16 protein-coding genes are annotated in these 20,260 nt (G+C 72.4%); 15 read left to right on the top strand and 1 reads right to left on the bottom strand.

Features of this window, described 5'->3' with window-relative positions; genetic code table 11:
• Positions 1–130 precede the first annotated feature (130 nt).
• From H0H10_RS17080 to H0H10_RS17025, 12 genes are all read left to right on the top strand, one after another.
• Complete coding sequence (locus H0H10_RS17080) at positions 131–1,237, top strand: hypothetical protein (RefSeq protein WP_188181826.1); 1,107 nt, start codon at positions 131–133, stop codon at positions 1,235–1,237.
• A complete protein-coding gene (locus H0H10_RS17075) occupies positions 1,237–3,435 on the top strand; it encodes a bifunctional polysaccharide deacetylase/glycosyltransferase family 2 protein (protein WP_188181825.1) in 2,199 nt (732 codons plus the stop codon). Before H0H10_RS17080 ends, H0H10_RS17075 begins: the two co-directional genes overlap by 1 nt.
• On the top strand, positions 3,432–4,817 hold the full coding sequence (locus H0H10_RS17070; RefSeq protein ID WP_188181824.1) for an acyltransferase family protein: 1,386 nt from the start codon (positions 3,432–3,434) through the stop codon (positions 4,815–4,817). The genes H0H10_RS17075 and H0H10_RS17070 overlap by 4 nt, the downstream gene beginning before the upstream one ends.
• A 76-nt stretch (positions 4,818–4,893) precedes the next feature.
• Positions 4,894–5,733, top strand: coding sequence for a hypothetical protein (locus H0H10_RS17065; protein WP_188181839.1), 840 nt, complete (start codon positions 4,894–4,896; stop codon positions 5,731–5,733).
• Between the two features lie 126 nt (positions 5,734–5,859).
• Entirely contained in the window at positions 5,860–7,218 is a 1,359-nt protein-coding gene (locus H0H10_RS17060; RefSeq protein WP_188181823.1) for a nitrate/nitrite transporter, read from the top strand.
• A gap of 95 nt (positions 7,219–7,313) precedes the next feature.
• On the top strand, positions 7,314–8,465 hold the full coding sequence (locus H0H10_RS17055; RefSeq protein WP_188181822.1) for a uroporphyrinogen-III synthase: 1,152 nt from the start codon (positions 7,314–7,316) through the stop codon (positions 8,463–8,465).
• Between the two features lie 582 nt (positions 8,466–9,047).
• Positions 9,048–9,644, top strand: a complete 597-nt coding sequence (locus tag H0H10_RS17050; RefSeq protein WP_188181821.1) for a CGNR zinc finger domain-containing protein — start codon at positions 9,048–9,050, stop codon at positions 9,642–9,644.
• A gap of 177 nt (positions 9,645–9,821) precedes the next feature.
• Complete coding sequence (locus tag H0H10_RS17045; protein WP_188181838.1) at positions 9,822–10,343, top strand: sigma-70 family RNA polymerase sigma factor; 522 nt, start codon at positions 9,822–9,824, stop codon at positions 10,341–10,343.
• A gap of 68 nt (positions 10,344–10,411) precedes the next feature.
• Positions 10,412–11,182, top strand: a complete 771-nt coding sequence (locus H0H10_RS17040) for an anti-sigma factor family protein (RefSeq protein WP_188181820.1) — start codon at positions 10,412–10,414, stop codon at positions 11,180–11,182.
• Positions 11,183–11,241: 59 nt separating this feature from the next.
• Positions 11,242–13,575, top strand: coding sequence for a HelD family protein (locus tag H0H10_RS17035; RefSeq protein ID WP_188181819.1), 2,334 nt, complete (start codon positions 11,242–11,244; stop codon positions 13,573–13,575).
• A 433-nt stretch (positions 13,576–14,008) separates the two neighbouring features.
• Entirely contained in the window at positions 14,009–15,424 is a 1,416-nt protein-coding gene (locus H0H10_RS17030; RefSeq protein WP_188181818.1) for an NAD-dependent malic enzyme, read from the top strand.
• A gap of 353 nt (positions 15,425–15,777) precedes the next feature.
• A complete protein-coding gene (locus H0H10_RS17025) occupies positions 15,778–16,059 on the top strand; it encodes an HU family DNA-binding protein (RefSeq protein WP_043372451.1) in 282 nt (93 codons plus the stop codon).
• A gap of 185 nt (positions 16,060–16,244) precedes the next feature.
• Here the strand turns inward: H0H10_RS17025 and murA are convergent, their stop codons facing one another.
• Complete coding sequence (gene murA / locus H0H10_RS17020; protein ID WP_188181817.1) at positions 16,245–17,591, bottom strand: UDP-N-acetylglucosamine 1-carboxyvinyltransferase; 1,347 nt, start codon at positions 17,589–17,591, stop codon at positions 16,245–16,247.
• 236 nt (positions 17,592–17,827) lie between these two features.
• On the opposite strand from murA, the gene H0H10_RS17015 reads away from it, so the two are divergent.
• From H0H10_RS17015 to H0H10_RS17005, 3 genes are all read left to right on the top strand, one after another.
• Positions 17,828–18,400 carry a YqgE/AlgH family protein gene (locus H0H10_RS17015; protein WP_188181816.1) on the top strand — a complete coding sequence of 191 codons (573 nt, stop codon included), beginning with the start codon at positions 17,828–17,830 and terminating at the stop codon, positions 18,398–18,400.
• Positions 18,401–18,444: 44 nt separating this feature from the next.
• Positions 18,445–18,729 (top strand): DUF3039 domain-containing protein, encoded by a 285-nt coding sequence (locus tag H0H10_RS17010; RefSeq protein WP_188181815.1) that lies wholly within the window; start codon positions 18,445–18,447, stop codon positions 18,727–18,729.
• Between the two features lie 238 nt (positions 18,730–18,967).
• Positions 18,968–20,260: an extracellular solute-binding protein gene (locus H0H10_RS17005; RefSeq protein WP_188181814.1), complete on the top strand. Its 1,293-nt coding sequence runs from the start codon at positions 18,968–18,970 to the stop codon at positions 20,258–20,260.

The following is a 20,260-nucleotide window of genomic DNA, read 5'->3' as shown; positions in this document are numbered from 1 at the left end:
GCCGGGTGCCGGTGATGGCCCGGTGGCCGGTGCGCCGGGGCGGCCCGGTGTGCCCGCGCAGCCGGGTGCCTTCCCCGGGCGTGGTGGGTTCCCTGGCTCTGGTGCGTTTCCGGACGGCCGGGGCGGTGACGTGACCCGGCCCGGCGCGGACGCCGCCCGCACGGAGGTCCTGCGGAACGGCCCCCAGTCCTCCCCGGACGCCGCCGAGACCCAGGTCCTCCCCGCCGGCGCGGGCCCCGACGCCGGTGCGCCCGACGTCCTCGGTGCGCGAATACGCCGGACGCGCATGGCGCAGGAGCAGGACCGGAACGGCAGGGCCGGTACGGGCCGTGCCGGGTCCGACCCGGCCGTCGACCGGACGGACGTGCTCCCCTCGGCGGCCCCGACCCGCGCCTTCCCGGCGCCCGCCCCTGGTGCCGGCGGCCCCGGCCCCGCCACCGCCGCCCTCCGCGACCCCTGGCAGGACGCCGGTCCGGCCGACGGGTCCGAGCACACCCACGACCCGCACGAGGTCACCGTCCAGCTCGACGCCGTCCAGCTCGGCGACGGGGTGCTGCGGCAGGCCAAGGGCGGTGCGGGCAACGGCCCGGACAACTCCGACGGGCCCGTCTTCGTCGACGCGTCGGGCCGCCGCAGCCGCCGCTTCCGCCGACTCGGCATCGCCGTCGGCATCGTCTGCGCGATCTACGCGGTCGTCATGGTCTCCACGCTCCTGTCGGGCAACTCCAACGCCCCCTGGCTCCCCGTACCGGGCCAGCAGAAGGACAAGCCGGCCGGCCAGGTCGACACCACTCCGCTGCCCTCGCAGTCGGCCCAGCCCTCCAGCAGCGGCAGCGCCGCCCCGCAGGTCTCCCCCTCGGCCGGTGACGGCACGACCTCGGCGCCCGGCGCCGACGCCTCCGCCCCCGGCACCTCCGACACCGCCGGACAGCCGGGCACGGGCACCGGTTCCGCGCCGTCCGCGTCCCGGACCGCCCCCCTGCCGGGAGGCGGCGCCACCGACCCGGACCCGACGGAGTCGGCGGCCACGCCGCCGGACCCCGGCACCGGCGCCCCGAGCACCCCCGCCGGCGGCGGCGAGCCCTCGGCCGATCCGACCGGCAGCACCGACCCGGGCGGCGGTGACACCGGCGAGCCCGGCGGCACGGCCGTCAACGGCGCCGCCGCCCCGTCCCCCGTCGGCGCCCCGGCTGCCGCGTCCACTTCCCCTTCCCTGTCCCCGGAGTACACCCTCTGATGGCATCCCGCACCCGCCGTCACGGGGCCGCGACCGGAGCCCGTGACGGCTCCCGGCGGCGCCGCCTGCCCCTGCGCCTGCTGCTGCCGGTGCTCGTCCTCGTCGCCCTGATGGCGATGCTCATGCTGCGCGGGTACGTGCACAGCGAGATCCTGGCCGACCACCGCGTCCAGCCGCCCGCCGCCACCGACCAGGTGCCGCAGAAGATCCTGGAGGGCGGCCCGGTCATCGACGCCCGCAGCGGTCGCACCGAGAGCCTGAGCGTGCCCGACCACCGCCTGGTCCTCACCTTCGACGACGGCCCGGACCCCACCTGGACCCCGCGCGTGCTGGACGTGCTGAAGAAGCACGACGCCCACGCCGTCTTCTTCGTCACCGGCACCATGGCCTCCCGCTACCCGGACCTCGTCAAGCGCATGGTCGACGAGGGCCACGAGGTCGGCCTGCACACCTTCAACCACCCCGACCTCTCCTTCCAGTCCAAGAAGCGCATCGACTGGGAGCTGTCGCAGAACCAGCTGGCGATCACCGGCGCGGCCGGCATCCGCACCTCGCTGTTCCGCCCCCCGTACTCCTCCTTCGCCGACGCCATGGACAACAAGTCCTGGCCCGTCACCGAGTACATCGGCAGCCGCGGCTACATCACGGTCGTCAACAACACCGACAGCGAGGACTGGAAGAAGCCCGGCGTCGACGAGATCATCCGCCGGGCCACGCCCGAGGGCGGCAAGGGCGCCATCGTCCTGATGCACGACTCCGGCGGCGACCGCCACCAGACCGTGCAGGCGCTGGACCGGTTCCTGCCCGATCTGAAGAGCAAGGGCTACGAGTTCGACAACCTCACCGAGGCCCTGGACGCGCCCAGCGCGCACAGCCCGGTGACCGGCGCCGAACTGTGGAAGGGCAAGGCGTGGATCTTCCTGGTCCAGGCCAGCGAGAAGATCACCGACGGCCTGGTGGTGGGCCTCGCGGTCATCGGCACCCTGGTCATCGGCCGCTTCGTCCTGATGCTGCTGCTCTCCGGCATCCACGCCCGCCGGGTCCGCCGCAGGGGCTTCCGCTGGGGCCCGCCGGTCACCGAACCGGTGACGGTGCTGGTCCCGGCGTACAACGAGGCCAAGTGCATCGAGAACACCGTCCGTTCGCTGATGGCCAGCGACCACCCGGTCGAGGTCATCGTCATCGACGACGGCTCCAGCGACGGCACGGCCCGGATCGTGGAGGCCATGGGCCTGCCGAACGTCCGGGTGATCCGCCAGCTCAACGCGGGCAAGCCGGCGGCGCTCAACCGCGGCCTGGCGAACGCCCGTTACGACATCGTGGTCATGATGGACGGCGACACCGTCTTTGAACCGTCCACCGTCCGCGAACTCGTCCAGCCCTTCGGCGACCCGAAGGTCGGCGCCGTGGCGGGCAACGCGAAGGTCGGCAACAAGGACAGCCTCATCGGCGCCTGGCAGCACATCGAGTACGTGATGGGCTTCAACCTGGACCGCCGCATGTACGACGTCCTGCGCTGCATGCCGACCATCCCGGGCGCCGTGGGCGCCTTCCGCCGCTCCGCCCTCGAACCCATCGGCGGCATGAGCGACGACACCCTCGCCGAGGACACCGACGTCACCATGGCGCTGCACCGCGCCGGCTGGCGCGTGGTCTACGCCGAGAACGCCCGCGCCTGGACCGAGGCCCCGGAGTCCGTCCAGCAGCTGTGGTCCCAGCGCTACCGCTGGTCGTACGGCACCATGCAGGCCATCTGGAAGCACCGCCGCGCCGTCATCGAACGCGGCCCCTCCGGCCGCTTCGGCCGCGTCGGCCTGCCCTTCGTCTCCCTGTTCATGGTCGTGGCCCCGCTGCTGGCCCCGCTGATCGACGTGTTCCTGCTCTACGGCATCGTGTTCGGGCCGACGGAGAAGACGATCGTGGCGTGGCTGGGCGTCCTGGCGATCCAGGCGGTGTGCGCGGCGTACGCCTTCCGCCTCGACCGCGAACGCATGACCCATCTGATCTCGCTGCCCCTGCAGCAGATCCTCTACCGCCAGCTCATGTACGTCGTGCTGCTCCAGTCCTGGATCACCGCGCTCACCGGCGGCCGCCTGCGCTGGCAGAAGCTGCGGCGCACCGGGGTCGTCGAGGCGCCCGGCGGCGCCGTGCCGCGCCAGCGATCGCAGAGCAGCGATGATCGGAGGCCCGTGGCATGACCCACGGATACCCGACCGGAACCGGGGCCGCCCCGGAGCCGGTCCCCAGCCCCTACGGAACCGGCCCCTACGGAACCGGCCCGCAGCAGCCGAACGGCGACCCGGCGGTGCCGCCCTACGGCGTCCCGCAGCAGCGCACGACGGAGCCCGGCCCCGCGGCCGAGCCGGCCACCGCGCCGGCACCGGCGCCGGCGCCGAAGAAGCCGGGCCGCGACCGGTACCTGGACCTGCTGCGTTCGCTGGCCCTGGTCCGCGTGGTCGTCTACCACCTCTTCGGCTGGGCCTGGCTGACGGTGCTGTTCCCGTCCATGGGCGTGATGTTCGCGCTGGCGGGCTCGCTGATGGCGCGCTCCCTGAACCGTCCGGCGCTGAGCGTGATCCGCGGCCGTGTGCGCCGGCTGCTGCCGCCCCTGTGGGCGTTCAGCGCGGTCGTACTGGCCCTGATGTTCGCGAACGGCTGGAACCCGCTGAAGGACCCGAACCTCGACGGCGCCTGGGGCCTGGCCTCGCTGTTCAACTACATCGTCCCGATCGGCGCCCCGCCCTTCCCCTGGCACATCGGCTCCAAGTCGGGCCTGCTGGAGGACACCTGGGCGGTGCAGGCGGCGGGCGTGCTGTGGTACCTGCGCGCCTACCTGTGGTTCGTCGTCGCCTCCCCGCTGCTGCTGTGGCTGTTCCGTCGCGCTCCCTGGCCGACGCTGCTCGCCCCGCTGGGTCTGACGGCGATCGTCGGCACGGGCCTGGTGACCATCCCCGGCGAGACGGGCAACGCGGTCACCGACTTCGCGGTCTACGGGAGCTGCTGGGTCCTGGGCTTCGCCCACAACGACGGCCTGCTGAAGAAGATCCCCCGGTACGTCGCCGTCTCGTGCGCGTCCCTGGTGATGGCCTTCGGCCTGTGGTGGGCCTCGAACCACCTGGGCCCCGACGGCTGGGACCTGAACGACATCCCGCTGGCCCAGGCCACCTGGTCGTTCGGCTTCGTCGTGATCCTCCTCCTGTACTCCCCGTCCTGGCAGGAACTCCCCGGCCGCCTGGCCAAGTGGGACAGGCTGGTGACCCTCTCCAACAACCGGGCGGTCACCATCTACCTGTGGCACAACCTGCTGATCATGGCCACGGTCCCGATCATCGACCTCGCGTACGAGCTCCCGTTCATGCAGAGCGAGCGTGCGGTGCAGGCGCTCGACGGCGCGTACACGATCTGGATGTTCGCCCTGGTCTGGCCCCTCATCGGCCTGATGGTCCTCGCGGTCGGCTGGGTCGAGGACCTGGCCGCGAAACGCAGCCCGCGCCTGTGGCCGAACGGCACGAAGCGCGCCACCACCGCACAGCCCAGGAACAGCTCACGCCGCCGACCGGCCACCCGGTCCCGACGGTGACCGCCTGACTCGCACCCCTGTGCGAGACTGCCCCGGTTGCGTGCGTGAACAGGTCAACCGCTGGGAGCAGGTGGGGATGAGCAAGCGGCAGGTGCGGAAGATGCTGCGGCTGATGGCGAGCGGGGAGCCGGTCGAGCTGACCAGTCCGATGGCGTCCGTGAAGAAGCTGGCCCGGCTCGCCTTCGTCGCCCAGCAGTTCGGGTACGAGTACGCCGACGTCCGGCAGGGCGGCGGGACCAACGGCTCGCTCACGATGCTGATCGTGCCCGACCCCAGCCCGCAGGCACGCGCCCGCGCCGCGCAGAACTGGGCGCAGTACCCCAACGCCGGCGACGGCGTCTCGCTGCCGCCGCTCGTGCCGGATGCCTTCGAACTCCTCAAGGCCCGCATCAACTTCGACCTCACCGGCAAGAACGCCGAGAAGCGGATGGGGTACGGGGCGCTCGGCGTCACGGTGGGGTGCGTGGTCCTCGCCTACCGCGCGGGTGGGCGGGACGATGATTTCGTCATGGCGGCGATCGTCTGGCTGGTGCTCATGGCGGTCTTCGGGATCGGGTTCGCCGTCACCCGCAGGCGCAACGCCAGGTTCGCGGTGCGGCTGCAGGCCGCCGGGTACCTGCCGGTGGCCGACGAGACGGGGCGCGTGCGGTATCTGGCGCCCGGGGCGCAGCCGGCCGGGCACGGGAATCCGTTCGCGGGGGGAGGCGGCCCGGTGACCGGATCGCCGTACGGGTATCCGGCTCCGGCGCCGGTCCCGGGTGCGCCCGGCGCTCCCGCCGGGTACGGCCACCCCGCCCCAGCCCCCGGTCCGTACGCCCCCGGCCCCTACGCCCAGCAGCCCTACCCGCCGTACCCCCCGCAGCCGCAGCAGCCCCAGCAGAACCCCCACTGGCAGCCTCAGCCCCCGCAGGGCTGACCTCTCACCCCGGCTCCCCGCCGGGTGAGAGCAACGTTCCCTGGCGGTCACCCACAGCCCAACAGAACCGAAACGCGGCCTGCCTACTTTCGGTGCATCCGAGCCCCGGAGCACCGTGGAGGCGTCATGACAGTCCCTGGCGGCCGCTGGATCCAGCACTGGGATCCGGAGGACGAGACCTTCTGGAAGGAGACGGGGGAACGGGTCGCCCGGCGCAACCTGTTCTTCTCCGTCCTCTCCGAGCACATCGGGTTCTCGGTCTGGACGATGTGGTCGGTGCTGGTGCTGTTCATGGGCCCGGAGTACGGGCTGACGCCGGCCGACAAGTTCCTGCTGACCTCCGTGGTGACCCTCGTCGGGGCCGTCGTGCGGGTGCCCTACACCTTCGCGGTCGCGATCTTCGGCGGGCGGAACTGGACGATCGTCTCCGCCGGGCTGCTGCTCGTCCCGTCCGTCGCCGCGTTCGTCGTGATGGAGCCGGGGACGTCCTTCTCGACCTTCCTCCTCGTCGGCCTGCTGGCCGGCATCGGCGGCGGCAACTTCGCCTCCTCCATGACCAACATCAACGCCTTCTTCCCGCTGCGGAAGAAGGGCTGGGCGCTCGGACTCAACGCGGGCGGCGGCAACATCGGCGTACCGGTCATCCAGCTCGCCGCGCTCGCGATCATCGGGGCGAGCGGCGGGCCGCGGGTGCTGCTCGGCATCTACATCCCGCTCATCCTCGTCGCCGCCGTCCTCGCCGCCCGCTTCATGGACAACCTCGCCTCCGTGAAGAACGACACCGGGGCCGCCAAGGACGCCGCCAGGGACGCCCACACCTGGATCATGTCCCTGCTCTACATCGGCACCTTCGGCTCGTTCATCGGCTACAGCTTCGCCTTCGGGCAGGTGCTGCAGACCCAGTTCGGGCGGACCCCGCTGCAGGCGGCGTACGTCACCTTCATCGGTCCGCTGCTCGGCTCGCTGATCCGCCCGCTGGGCGGCAGGCTCGCCGACCGGTACGGCGGCGCGCGGATCACGCTGTGGAACTTCGTCGCCATGGCCGCCGCCACCGCCGTGCTCGTCGCGGCCAGCATGGCGAAGTCGCTCGCGCTGTTCGTCGCCGTGTTCGTCGTGCTGTTCGTGCTCAGCGGGCTCGGCAACGGTTCGACGTTCAAGATGATCCCCGGCATCTTCCAGAACAAGGCGCTCGCCCAGGGGCTGACGGGAGAGGACGCCGTGGCGTACGGGAGGCGGCTCTCCGGCGCCTCCATGGGGCTGATCGGCGCGGTCGGCGCGCTGGGCGGCGTCGCCATCAACCTCGCCTTCCGGCAGTCCTTCCTCTCCGTCGGCTCGGGCACCGGCGCCTTCGTCGCCTTCCTCGCCTTCTACGCCGTCTGCTTCGCGGTCACCTGGGCGGTATACCTTCGCCGCCCGGCCGCACCGGCCTCCCGCGCGCAGGCCGACACGGAGAAGAAGCCCGAGCCCAGCTACGCCGAGGTGTGACGTAACACTGGTGACATGAAGCCGAACCGAGCCTGTCACGCACCGTTGACAGGCTCCTCGGCAGACACGGGACACAGCCGAGCGGGACGAGAGCCATGGACGACGAACGACAGCCACCGGAACACGGGCCCCTCGCCGGATTCACCGTGGGCGTGACCGCCGCACGCCGCGCCGACGAGCTCGGCGCGCTGCTCCAGCGGCGCGGCGCCGCCGTCCTGCACGCCCCGGCGCTGCGGATCGTGCCGCTCGCCGACGACGGCGAACTGCTGGCGGCGACCAAGCAGCTGATCGACCAGGCGCCGGACGTCGTCGTGGCCACCACCGCCATCGGCTTCCGGGGCTGGGTCGAGGCCGCCGAGGGGTGGGGGCTGGGCGAGGCGCTGCTGGAGCGGCTGGCCGGGGTGGAGCTGCTGGCGCGCGGGCCCAAGGTCAAGGGCGCGGTCCGGGCCGCGGGGCTGACCGAGCGGTGGTCGCCGTCGTCGGAGTCCATGGCCGAGGTACTGGACCGGCTCCTGGAGCAGGGCGTCGAGGGCCGCAGGATCGCCCTACAGCTGCACGGGGAGCCGCTGCCGGGCTTCGTGGAGGCGCTGCGGGCGGGCGGGGCCGAGGTCGTCGGGGTCCCCGTGTACCGGTGGCTGCCGCCGGAGGACATCGGCCCCGTCGACCGGCTGCTGGACGCCACCGTCGCGCGCGGCGTGGACGCCGTCACGTTCACCAGCGCGCCCGCCGCGGCCTCTCTCCTCAACCGCGCCGAGGAGCGGGGCCTGCTGCCCGCGCTGCTCGACGCGCTCGGCCACGACGTGCTGCCGGCCTGCGTCGGCCCGGTCACCGCGGTGCCGCTCCAGGCGCACGGCGTCGACACGGTCCAGCCCGAGCGGTTCCGGCTCGGGCCGCTCGTCCAGCTGCTGTGTCAGGAGCTTCCGGCCCGCGCGCGGTCGCTGCCGCTCGCCGGGCACCGGGTGGAGATCCGCGGGCACGCGGTGCTGGTGGACGGCGAGCTCAAGCCGGTGCCGCCCGCCGGGATGTCCCTGCTGCGGACGCTGGCCCGGCGGCCGGGCTGGGTCGTCCCCCGCGCCGAGCTGCTGCGAGCGCTGCCGGGGGCCGGGCGCGACGAGCACGCCGTGGAGACGGCGATGGCCCGGCTGCGCACCGCCCTGGGCACGCCGAAGCTGATCCAGACGGTGGTCAAGCGCGGCTACCGCCTGGCCCTGGACCCGGCGGCGGACAGCAAGTACGCAGACGCGTGACCGCCGACCGCACCACCGTGACCGCCGGGCGCGTCGCCGGGGCCGCTTGGCGGATCGCCGGGACCTCCGAGCGGATCGCCGGGACCTTCGGGCGGACTGCTGAGGCAGCCTGGCGCGCCGCCGGGGCCGCTTGGCGGATCGCCGGGACCTCCGAGCGCGCCGCCGGGACCTCCGGGCGGACCGCTGGGACCGCCGGGCGCGCCGCCGGGACCTCCAGGCGCACTGCCGGGACCGCCGGGCGGATCGCCGGGACCGCCGGGCGCACCGCTGAGGCAGCCTGGCGCGCCGCCGGGGCCGCTTGGCAGATCGCCGGGACCTCCGAGCGCGCCGCCGGGACCGCCGGGCGGATCGCCGGGGCCGCCTGGCGCACTGCCGGGACCTCCGGGCGGACCGCTGGGACAGCCGGGTGCGCCGCCGGGCCTTCTTCCAAGTGCGGGCCCGGTACGAGGGGTTACGGGGGCGCAAGCGGGCAGGCACTGTAGAGGGAGTTCTTCCGCGGCGTTCCGTGAGTGCCGCGGAGGTGCTCCACCTGCTCTCCTCCCGGCCCGCCCCACCGGGCAACCCCTAGGCGGTGACAGGCACATGGCACTGGGCACGGCCACAGCCCCGTACGAGCTGCGGTTCGACACCGGACGGGTCTGTCTGGACCTCCTCGCCACCACCCACCCCGTGGAACGGCTCGGATCCGTCGAGGTGCTGCGCGCCTGGATCACCGGCTCCGGGCTCGTCCCGCCCGGCACCGCCCTCACCCACGCCGACGTCTCCTGGCTGACCGGCTTCCGCGAACTGCGCTGCCAGACCGCCCGGTTGGTGCGCGGGCGGCCGGTGCCCGGCGTCCCGTCGTACGACCGCGCGCTCGCCCGCGTCAACGAACTGGCCCGCGGCGCGCCCCCGGCGCCCCGCGCGGTGCGCGGCGAGGACGGCGCGCTGGTGCGGGAGCTGACCGGGCCGCCGCAGTGCGCGGAACTGCTCGGCGCGGTCGCCCGGGACGCCGTGGACCTGCTCACCGACCCCGAGGCCAGGGCGAGTCTGCGGCAGTGCGAGGGCGACAACTGCCCGATCGTGTACGTGGACACGTCCCGGGGCCGCCGCAGGCGCTGGTGCTCCAGCGAGGTCTGCGGAAACCGCGAGCGCGTCGCCCGCCACCGCCGCCGCGCCGCCGCACTGGCCCGCGCCTGAGACGCCGGGGCGCGGCCGGCGCCCCGAGAAAACTGTTCCCTCCCTTTGAACGCCCCGCGCCCCGCATCCGTACCGGATGGGCGAGCGACCGACTGGGGGAACCCCCGGACATCGGAGGTGGGCGTGCGCAAGGATCCCGTCGTGGCCAGTGAACGTGGAGCGAGGGCCCGGCATCGCATGTCCCAGTCCCCGGAGCCCGACGAGGACCTGATGCGTGCCCTGTACCGCGAGCACGCCGGGCCTCTGCTGGCGTACGTGCTGAGGCTGGTCGCGGGGGACCGGCAGCGCGCCGAGGACGTCGTCCAGGAGACGCTCATCCGTGCCTGGAAGAACGCCGGTCAGCTCAACCGTGCGACCGGATCGGTACGCCCCTGGCTGGTGACGGTCGCCCGGCGCATCGTCATCGACGGCCACCGCAGCCGGCAGGCCCGGCCGCAGGAGGTCGATCCGTCGCCGCTGGAGGTCATCCCCGCGGAGGACGAGATCGACAAGGCGCTGTGGCTGATGACGCTGTCGGACGCGCTCGACGACCTGACCCCGGCCCACCGGGAGGTGCTCGTCGAGACGTACTTCAAAGGGCGTACCGTCAATGAGGCCGCCCAGACCCTGGGCATACCGAGCGGCACCGTCCGCTCGCGGGTGTTCTACGCCCTGCGTTCGATGAAGCTGGCACTGGAGGAGCGGGGGGTGACGGCATGAGCGGGTACGGGGGATTCCAGGGATTCGGCGAGGGATTCGGCGCGGGTGATTCGGGTAGTTCTGGGCCCATGCAGGGATCATCGGTGCCGAACGAGCACGAGACCGTCGGCGCCTACGCCCTCGGGATTCTCGACGACGCCGAAGCAACCGCTTTCGAGGCGCACCTCGCCGGCTGCGAGTGGTGCGCCCAGCAGCTCGACGAGCTGGCCGGGATGGAGCCGATGCTGGCCGCGCTCGCGGACCTGCCGGGCACCGGCACGCCGCAGGTCGCCGAGTCGCTGACCGCGAAGCCCGGCCCGCGGCTGGCGGAGAAGCTCATCGACGAGGTCGCCGAGCGTCGCGCCCGCAAACGCCGGCGCAACTTCTACCTGGTGGGCACGGCGGCGGCCCTGATCATCGGCGGCCCGTTCGCCGCGGTGGCGACGACCGGCGGCGACGACGGCGGGGGCCGCAGCACCGAGGCCCGGGAGCCGGCCGCCCCGGCCGCGTCCGCCTTCGCCGCGATGCCCGACCGGGTCACGGCCACCGACCCGGCCACCAAGGTCAGCGCCACCGTCGCCCTGGAGAAGAAGGCCTGGGGCACCCACGCGGTCCTGGAGCTGAAGAACGTCAAGGGCCCCGAGAAGTGCTCGCTGATCGCCGTCGGCAAGAACGGCGAGCGCGAGACGGTCACCTCCTGGGCGGTCCCCGACTGGGGGTACGGCATCCCGGGCGCCGACACCGACAGAGCGAAGGAACCCCTCTACGTGCACGGCGGCGCCGCCTTCGAGCCCAACCAGATCGACCACTTCGAGGTCATGACCTTCGACGGGAAGCGTCTGGTGGAGGTGGACGCGTAGCCTCCCGGGCCCCCTTGGCGTACGGTTGACGGCTGCCCAGCACGTCAGAAGGGGGCCCGGTGGCCGCACAGGCTCAACAGGATTCAGCGGTCGACTCGGTTCACAGCGCCGCTACGGATGCCGTATCCGACGCCGTACACGACTCCGTACGGGACCGAGAGATCAGCGTGGAACAGGCACACCTGGACCGGGTGTACCGCCGCCTGGAGGAGAAGATCCACGAGGCGGAGTTCCTCATGCACGACGCGGCCCAGCGCGGCCACGTCGGCACGCCCGGCGCCCTGGCCGAGCGCGACGCGCAGGTCTTCCGGGCGGGCGTCCACCTCAACCGCCTGAACAACGAGTTCGAGGACTTCCTCTTCGGCCGCATCGACCTGCTCCTCGGCAAGGACGGCAAGAAGGGCCCGGACGGCGCCTACACCGCCGTGGAGCCGGCCGAGGGCGCCGTACGGCCCGACAACACCGCCGACATCGCCGAGACCCTGCACATCGGCCGCATCGGCGTCCTGGACGAGGACTACGCCCCGCTGGTCATCGACTGGCGGGCGCCCGCCGCCGCGCCCTTCTACCGCTCCACCCCGGTCGAGCCGGGCCGGGTCGTGCGCCGCCGGGTCGTCCGCTCCAAGGGCCGGCGGGTCCTCGGCGTCGAGGACGACCTGATGCGGCCCGAGCTCACGGCGTACCTGGACGGCGAGAAGCTGCCCGTCATCGGCGACGGCGCCCTGATGGCCGCCCTCGGCCAGGCCCGTACCCACACCATGCGGGACATCGTGGCCTCCATCCAGGCCGAGCAGGACCTGGTGATCCGCGCCCCCGCCGCCTCCGTGACGTACGTCGAGGGCGGCCCCGGCACCGGCAAGACCGCCGTCGCCCTGCACCGGGCGGCGTACCTGCTCTACCAGGACCGGCGCCGCTACGCGGGCGGCATCCTGATCGTCTCCCCGACCCCGCTGCTGGTGGCGTACACCGAGGGCGTCCTGCCCTCCCTCGGCGAGGAGGGCCAGGTCGCCATCCGCGCGATCGGCTCGCTGGTCGACGGCGCCGAGGCGACGCTGTACGACTCCCCGTCCACCGCCCGGGCCAAGGGCTCGTCCCGCATGCTCAAGGTGCTGCGCAAGGCCGCGCGGGGCGCGCTGGAGCTGAACGATCCGCCGCAGCGGCTCCGGGTCGTCGCCTTCGGCCGCCGGCTCGAACTGGAGGCCGAGGAGCTGGCGGAGATCCGGCGTGCCGCCCTCGGCGGCACGGCGCCGGTGAACCTGCTGCGTCCGCGCGCCCGCAAGCTGCTCCTGGACGCCCTGTGGGAGAAGTCCGGGGCCGCCGCCCGGCACACCGACCCGGAGCTGGCCGCCGAGCTGCGGTCCTCCTTCGACGAGGACGTCACCTCCGAGGACTCCTTCACCGCCTTCCTCGACGCCTGGTGGCCGGAGCTGACCCCCGCGGCCGTGCTCGCGGCCATGGCGGACGAGCGGCGGCTGGGACGCTGGGCCCGGCGGGTCCTCAACCCCGGTGAGGTCCGCAAGGTGGCCCGTTCGCTGCGGCGCGAGGGCCACTCCGTGCACGACATCGCGCTGCTGGACGAGCTCCAGGCCGTCCTCGGCAGCCCGGCCCGCCCCCGGAAGAAGCGCGAGCTCGACCCGCTGGACCAGCTCACCGGGCTGGAGGAGCTGATGCCGCAGCGGGAGGAGACCCAGCGGGAGCGGGCGGAGCGGCTGGCGCAGGAGCGCACCGAGTACGCGCACGTCATCGTCGACGAGGCACAGGACCTCACGCCGATGCAGTGGCGGATGGTCGGCCGCCGCGGCCGGCACGCGACCTGGACGGTCGTCGGCGACCCGGCCCAGTCCTCCTGGTCCGACCCGGACGAGGCGGCGGCGGCCCGCGACGAGGCGCTCGGCAGCCGTCCGAGGCGCCGTTTCCAGCTCACCGTGAACTACCGCAACCCGGCCGAGATCGCCGAGCTGGCGGCCCGGGTGCTCGCCCTCGCCATGCCGGGTTCGCCGTCGCCGACGGCGGTCCGCTCCACCGGCGTGCAGCCGCGGTTCACGGTCGCGCGGGACTCCCTCGCCCAGGCCGCCCGCGCGGAGGCGGCCCGGCTGCTGGACCTCGTCGACGGCACGGTCGGCGTCGTCGTCGCCATGAACCGCCGCGAGGAGGCCCGGCGCTGGCTCGACGGGCTCGGCGACCGCGTGGTGGCGCTGGGCAGCCTGGAGGCGAAGGGACTGGAGTACGACGCGACCGTCGTCGTCTCGCCGGCCGAGATCGCCGACGAGTCGCCCGCCGGGCTGCGTGTGCTGTACGTCGCGCTGACCCGGGCCACCCAGCAGCTGACGGTCGTCTCCTGCGAGCGGGACGAGCCGGATGCGGCCGGGGTGCCGGACCTGCTCCGCGACTGATCCGCGACCGGTCCGCGGCCCGAGGGAGGCGGACCGGAACGCACGAGAGGCCCGCGCCGTCCTCCGGCGCGGGCCTCTCGCGTACGTAGAAGTGGCACCGACCCGCCATGCTCGCCTCGCGGCAAGTGGTCGCTCGTAGCGACGAAGGTTGGGCCCGGGGGCTTGGATCGAGCCGGTGCCACATCCAAGGTAACAAACGATCCCCGCAAGACAATTCCCGTCCCGCGGGTTCCCTCTCCCGGTGCGGGCCGCCTCTTCCGTCGGCCGACGACTTCTCGTATGGTGGAAGTCGTTTTCCGAAATCGATGGCCTTCTGGTGGTACGGAGCGCGAACAAAACGTTCGCAACCCGGGGCGGCTACCGCGTACTCGGCGGTAGGTGCGACGATCGGACGGCACAACCAGCGACACGGTGAAAGCAGAGGAAGTCGGCCATGGCAACGGCGCCCAGCGTCTCCTACTCGATGACCATCAGGTTGGAGGTGCCCGCGAGCGGAACCGCCGTCTCGCAGCTCACCACCGCCGTGGAGTCCTCCGGAGGCTCGGTGACCGGCCTCGACGTCACGGCGTCCGGCCACGAGAAGCTCCGGATCGACGTCACCATCGCCGCCAGCTCCACCGCCCACGCCGACGAGATCGTGCAGCAGCTGCGCGGCATCGAGGGCGTCACGCTGGGCAAGGTCTCCGACCGTACCTTCCTCATGCACCTCGGCGGCAAGATCGAGATGGCGTCGAAGCACCCCATCCGCAACCGTGACGACCTGTCCATGGTCTACACGCCCGGCGTGGCCCGCGTCTGCATGGCGATCGCCGAGAACCCCGAGGACGCCCGCCGCCTGACGATCAAGCGCAACTCCGTCGCGGTCGTGACGGACGGCTCCGCGGTGCTGGGCCTCGGCAACATCGGCCCGAAGGCCGCGCTGCCGGTGATGGAGGGCAAGGCGGCCCTGTTCAAGCGGTTCGCCGGCATCGACGCCTGGCCGATCTGCCTCGACACCCAGGACACCGACGCGATCGTCGAGATCGTCAAGGCCATCGCCCCGGGCTTCGCCGGCATCAACCTGGAGGACATCTCCGCCCCCCGCTGCTTCGAGATCGAGGCACGGCTGCGCGAGGCCCTGGACATCCCCGTCTTCCACGACGACCAGCACGGCACGGCGATCGTCGTCCTCGCCTCCCTGACCAACGCCCTGCGGGTCGTCGGCAAGGGCATCGAGAACGTCCGGGTCGTCATGTCCGGCGCCGGCGCGGCCGGCACGGCCATCCTCAAGCTGCTGCTCGCCGCGGGCGTGAAGAACGCCGTCGTCGCCGACATCCACGGCGTGGTGCACTCCGGCCGCGCCGACCTCGTCGACGCCGCCCCCGAGTCCGCCCTGCGCTGGATCGCCGACAACACCAACCCCGAGGGCCTGACCGGCACGCTGAAGGAGGCGGTGCAGGGCGCCGACGTCTTCATCGGCGTCTCCGCCCCGAACGTCCTGGACGGCGAGGACGTGGCCGCCATGGCCGAGGGCGCGATCGTGTTCGCGCTCGCGAATCCCGACCCCGAGGTCGACCCCGCGGTCGCCCGCCAGACGGCGGCCGTCGTCGCCACCGGCCGCTCCGACTTCCCGAACCAGATCAACAACGTGCTGGTGTTCCCGGGTGTGTTCCGCGGCCTGCTGGACGCCCAGTCCCGTACGGTCAACACCGAGATGATGCTGGCCGCCGCGCAGGCCCTGGCGGACGTGGTGACCGAGGACGAGCTGAACCCGAACTACATCATTCCGAGCGTCTTCAACGACAAGGTCGCCGGTGCCGTCGCCGGCGCAGTGCGGGAGGCCGCGAAGGCGGCCGGGGCGGATTCGTAGCCGTCCCACCCCCCAGTGGCGGCCCGCCGCCGTGGCTGTGAGGATCGCCACGGCGGGCCGCCGGACCGGCGCGTCGCGGAACGGCGGGCCTCGGGCCGCCCTCTAGGCTGGCGCGAGGCCCACGCCCTCTCCATCGTGTGACTCCCAAGGGTGTTCTCACGACTCCTGCGAGTGCCGGATTGGCTTTACCGCCGCAGGTGGAGGCAGGATGCCTCCCTGGGCGCGAGGGTCTGGCGACGGACCCGGGTCCGGGGACTGTCCGAGGACCCTGGCAGCATCGGCTTCGCTGTGCCCAACATGCGGCTTGGCCGCGTGGCACGCCTCAACGGCAAGAAGAACACGGGAGTAACAAAATGAACCGCAGTGAGCTGGTGGCCGCGCTGGCCGACCGCGCCGAGGTGACCCGCAAGGACGCCGACGCCGTGCTGGCCGCGTTCGCCGACGTCGTCGGCGACATCGTCTCCAAGGGAGACGAGAAGGTCACCGTCCCCGGCTTCCTGACCTTCGAGCGCACCCACCGTGCCGCTCGCACCGCCCGCAACCCGCAGACCGGCGAGCCGATCCAGATCCCGGCCGGCTACAGCGTGAAGGTCTCCGCGGGCTCCAAGCTCAAGGAAGCCGCCAAGGGCAAGTAAGCGCTCCGCCCAGAGCGCCGGGTGACTGCGGGCCGTCCCGCGGCCCGCGGGTCGCTTGTGGCCGGTCGCGCCCGCGCGGCGGAGCCGCAGGTCGACACAGCCCCGCGCCCCCTCCGGGGCGCTCACCAAACGCCGATGGGGCGGTCACCCGAGTCCGGGTGGCCGCCCCATCGGCGTACGTGAGGTCAGCCGAGGGCCTTGCCCGGCAGCTCCACCTTCGCGCCCAGTTCCACGAGCTTCTCCATGAAGTTCTCGTAGCCCCGGTTGATGAGGTCGATGCCGTGCACCCGGGACGTGCCCTGGGCGGCGAGCGCGGCGATCAGGTAGGAGAAGCCGCCGCGCAGGTCGGGGATGACCAGGTCGGCGCCCTCCAGCCGGGTCGGGCCCGACACCACGGCCGAGTGCAGGAAGTTGCGCTGGCCGAAGCGGCAGTCGGAGCCGCCCAGGCACTCGCGGTAGAGCTGGATGTGGGCGCCCATCTGGTTGAGCGCGGAGGTGAAGCCGAGGCGGGACTCGTAGACCGTCTCGTGGACGATGGACAGGCCCGTGGCCTGCGTCAGGGCCACCACCAGGGGCTGCTGCCAGTCCGTCTGGAAGCCGGGGTGGACGTCCGTCTCCAGGGCGATCGACTTCAGCTGCCCCCCGGGGTGCCAGAAGCGGATGCCCTCGTCGTCGATCTCGAAGGCGCCGCCCACCTTCCGGTAGGTGTTCAGGAACGTCATCATCGAGCGCTGCTGGGCGCCGCGGACGTAGATGTTCCCCTCGGTCGCCAGCGCCGCCGACGCCCAGGAGGCGGCCTCCAGGCGGTCGGAGAGGGCGCGGTGGGTGTAGCCGCCGAGCTGGTCCACACCGGTGATGCGGATCGTCCGGTCGGTGTCCATCGCGATGATCGCGCCCATTTTCTGCAGGACGCAGATCAGGTCCTCGATCTCCGGCTCGACGGCCGCGTTGGACAGCTCCGTGACGCCCTCGGCCAGCACGGCCGTCAGCAGCACCTGCTCGGTGGCGCCGACGGACGGGTACGGCAGCCGGATCTTCGTGCCGCGCAGCCGCTGCGGGGCCTCCAGGTACTGGCCGTCCGCGCGCTTCTCGATGCGCGCGCCGAACTGCCGCAGCACGTCGAAGTGGAAGTCGATGGGCCGGCCGCCGATGTCGCAGCCGCCCAGGCCCGGGATGAAGGCGTGCCCGAGGCGGTGCAGCAGGGGGCCGCAGAACAGGATCGGGATGCGCGACGAGCCCGCGTGGGCATCGATGTCAGCGACGTTCGCGCTCTCCACGTGGGTCGGGTCGAGCACCAGCTCACCCGGCTCCTCGCCCGGACGGACCGTCACCCCGTGCAGTTGCAGCAGTCCGCGTACGACCCGCACGTCGCGGATGTCCGGCACATTGCGCAGCCGGCTCGGCGCACTGCCCAGCAGGGCGGCGACCATGGCCTTCGGCACGAGGTTCTTCGCACCGCGGACCCGGATCTCGCCCTCCAGCGGGGTTCCGCCGTGGACAAGCAGTACGTCATCAGCGCCGTTGACGGTCATGTATCTCGCGTTCCGTGGGGTGGGGCAGGGGCCAGGAGGCAAAGGGTAATCGCCCTGCACCCCCCATCTGTAAGCCGGAGGAGGGCCGAGCGATGTCATAGGTGTGTCACAACACGAACGGTTCTCCGGCGGGCACGTGGGGTCACGGCGGCGGGGGCGTGCGTGCGGCCCCGCGTTCACCCCCGTGCCCCCGATTGCCTCCCCACGGAAAGGGAAGATGCGGGATCATGTCTGGCATGACCGAGGTGTCCTCGCTCACGGGGCGGCTGCTCGTGGCAACGCCCGCCCTGGCGGACCCGAACTTCGACCGTGCGGTGGTGCTCCTTCTCGACCACGACGAGGAGGGCTCCCTCGGTGTCGTCCTCAACCGCCCGACGCCGGTCGGCGTGGGCGACATCCTGGAGGGCTGGGCGGACCTGGCCGGCGAGCCCGGTGTCGTCTTCCAGGGCGGTCCGGTGTCGCTGGACTCGGCCCTCGGTGTCGCCGTCGTCCCCGGTGACGCGTCCGGCGAGACGGCGCCGCTGGGCTGGCGCCGGGTGCACGGCGCGATCGGTCTGGTGGACCTGGAGGCCCCGCCGGAGCTGCTGGCCTCCGCCGTGGGCTCCCTGCGGATCTTCGCCGGGTACGCCGGCTGGGGGCCCGGCCAGCTGGAGGACGAACTCGTGGAGGGCGCCTGGTACGTGGTGGAGTCCGAGCCGGGCGACGTCTCCTCCCCGGCCCCCGAGAGACTCTGGCGCGAAGTGCTGCGCCGGCAGCGCAGCGAGCTGGCCATGGTGGCGACGTATCCGGACGACCCGTCGCTCAACTGACGCGTGCGAGCTTCCGCACCCGGGCTTTCAGTACCCTGGCATGCATGAGCACTCTCGAGCCCGAGCGCGGGACTGGTACGGGGACCCTCGTAGAGCCGACGCCACAGGTGTCCCACGGCGACGGCGACCACGAGCGCTTCGCCCACTACGTCCAGAAGGACAAGATCATGGCGAGCGCCCTCGACGGCACCCCCGTCGTGGCGCTGTGCGGCAAGGTGTGGGTACCGGGCCGCGACCCGAAGAAGTACCCCGTCTGCCCCATGTGCAAGGAGATCTACGAGTCCATGGGCGCCGGCGGCGACCAGGGCAAGGGCGGCGACAAGAAGTAACGGCCCTTCCCGTTCGAGGCGTGTGAGGCCTCCGGGCACGTTCAGGCGTGCTCGGGGGCCTTTGTGCTGTCCGGGGCGGCTTCGCGGCGTCCGGCGTTGCACAGGGTGCGTCGCACGGTCACAGAGTGGTTGAGACCTCTTGTCGGCGTGTTCATGTTGTCCCTAGCCTCCGGTGTGTTGTGCAGAGCAAAACCGTTATTGCGTATGTTGCAACGCCCTCTCATCGGAGGACCGCTCCATGAAGCTCCCCGCCCGACTGGCCGTGCTGCTCGCCGTCATGGCCGCCACCGCCTGCGCCCCCCAGACGTCCGACACCTCCTCCTCCGGCAAGGACGAGAAGAGCGGCACCCTGCGGGTCTGGCTCTTCCAGGAGGTCAACAACAAGCCGAAGGAACGGGTCGTCGACGCCGTCCTCGCCGACTTCGAGAAGGCCCACGAGGACACCGAGGTCACCGTCGAGTACATCCCCGTCGAGACCCGCGCCCAGCGCATCAAGGCCGCCTTCAACGATCCCGGCAGCGCCCCGGACGTCATCGAGTACGGCAACACCGACACCGCCGGCTACGTGAAGGACGGCGGTCTGGAGGACGTCACCGGGGACTTCAACGCCTGGGACGAGGCCAAGGACGCCGACCCCACCGCCCGGCAGTCGGTCACCGTGGACGGCAAGGTCTACGGGGCGCCGTACTTCGTCGGCGTACGGGCCCTGTACTACCGGACGGACGTCTTCGACGAGCTGAACCTCGAAGCCCCCCGCAGCCTCGCGGAGTTGGCGTCCACCGCCAGGACGATCCGGGCCGCGAGGCCCGACCTGTACGGCATCGCCGTCGGCGGCGCCTACACCTACGGGGCGATGCCGTTCATCTGGGCCCACGGCGGTGAGCTCGCCACCGGCAAGTCGGGCTCGTACGCCTCCGCGATCGACAGCGCGGCGGCCCGCAAGGGCATCGAGACCTACACCTCCCTGTTCGGCGACGACAACTGCCCCGCCGCCAAGTGCGCCGGCATGGGCGGCAACGACACCGTCACCGCCTTCGCCTCGGGCAAGGCGGCCATGGCCATCGGCGGCGACTTCAGCCACCAGGCCGTGGAGGCCGGCAAGGCCAAGGGCAAGTACGCCGTCGTGCCGCTGCCGGGCGTGAAGCCCGGGTCGATCGCGCCGGCCTTCGCGGGCGGCAACAACATCGGCGTCCTGAAGAGCACCTCGCACCGCACCCTCGCCGTCGACCTCATGAAGCGGCTGGCGTCGAAGAGGACGCAGGGAGAACTGTTCGACGCGATGGGCTTCCTGCCGACCTTCACGGACGTACGGCAGCAGGTCGCGGCGAAGGAACCCTTCGTGAAGCCCTTCGTCGACACCCTCGCCGCGGGCACGAAGTTCGTGCCGGCCTCGCCCGCCTGGGCGCAGATCGACTCCTCGCTGGTGCTGCCGACCATGTTCCAGGAGGTCGTCAGCGGCAAGAAGGACGTGGCGCGGGCCGCCGGGGACGCGGCGGCGAAGATGAACGACGCGTTCGGCTCGGTGGGCTGA

The sequence above is a fragment of the Streptomyces griseicoloratus genome, from assembly GCF_014534645.1.
Lineage (GTDB): Bacteria > Actinomycetota > Actinomycetes > Streptomycetales > Streptomycetaceae > Streptomyces > Streptomyces griseicoloratus.
Note: the sequence above shows the minus strand (reverse complement) of the source record. Positions and strands in the feature narration are given on the sequence as shown.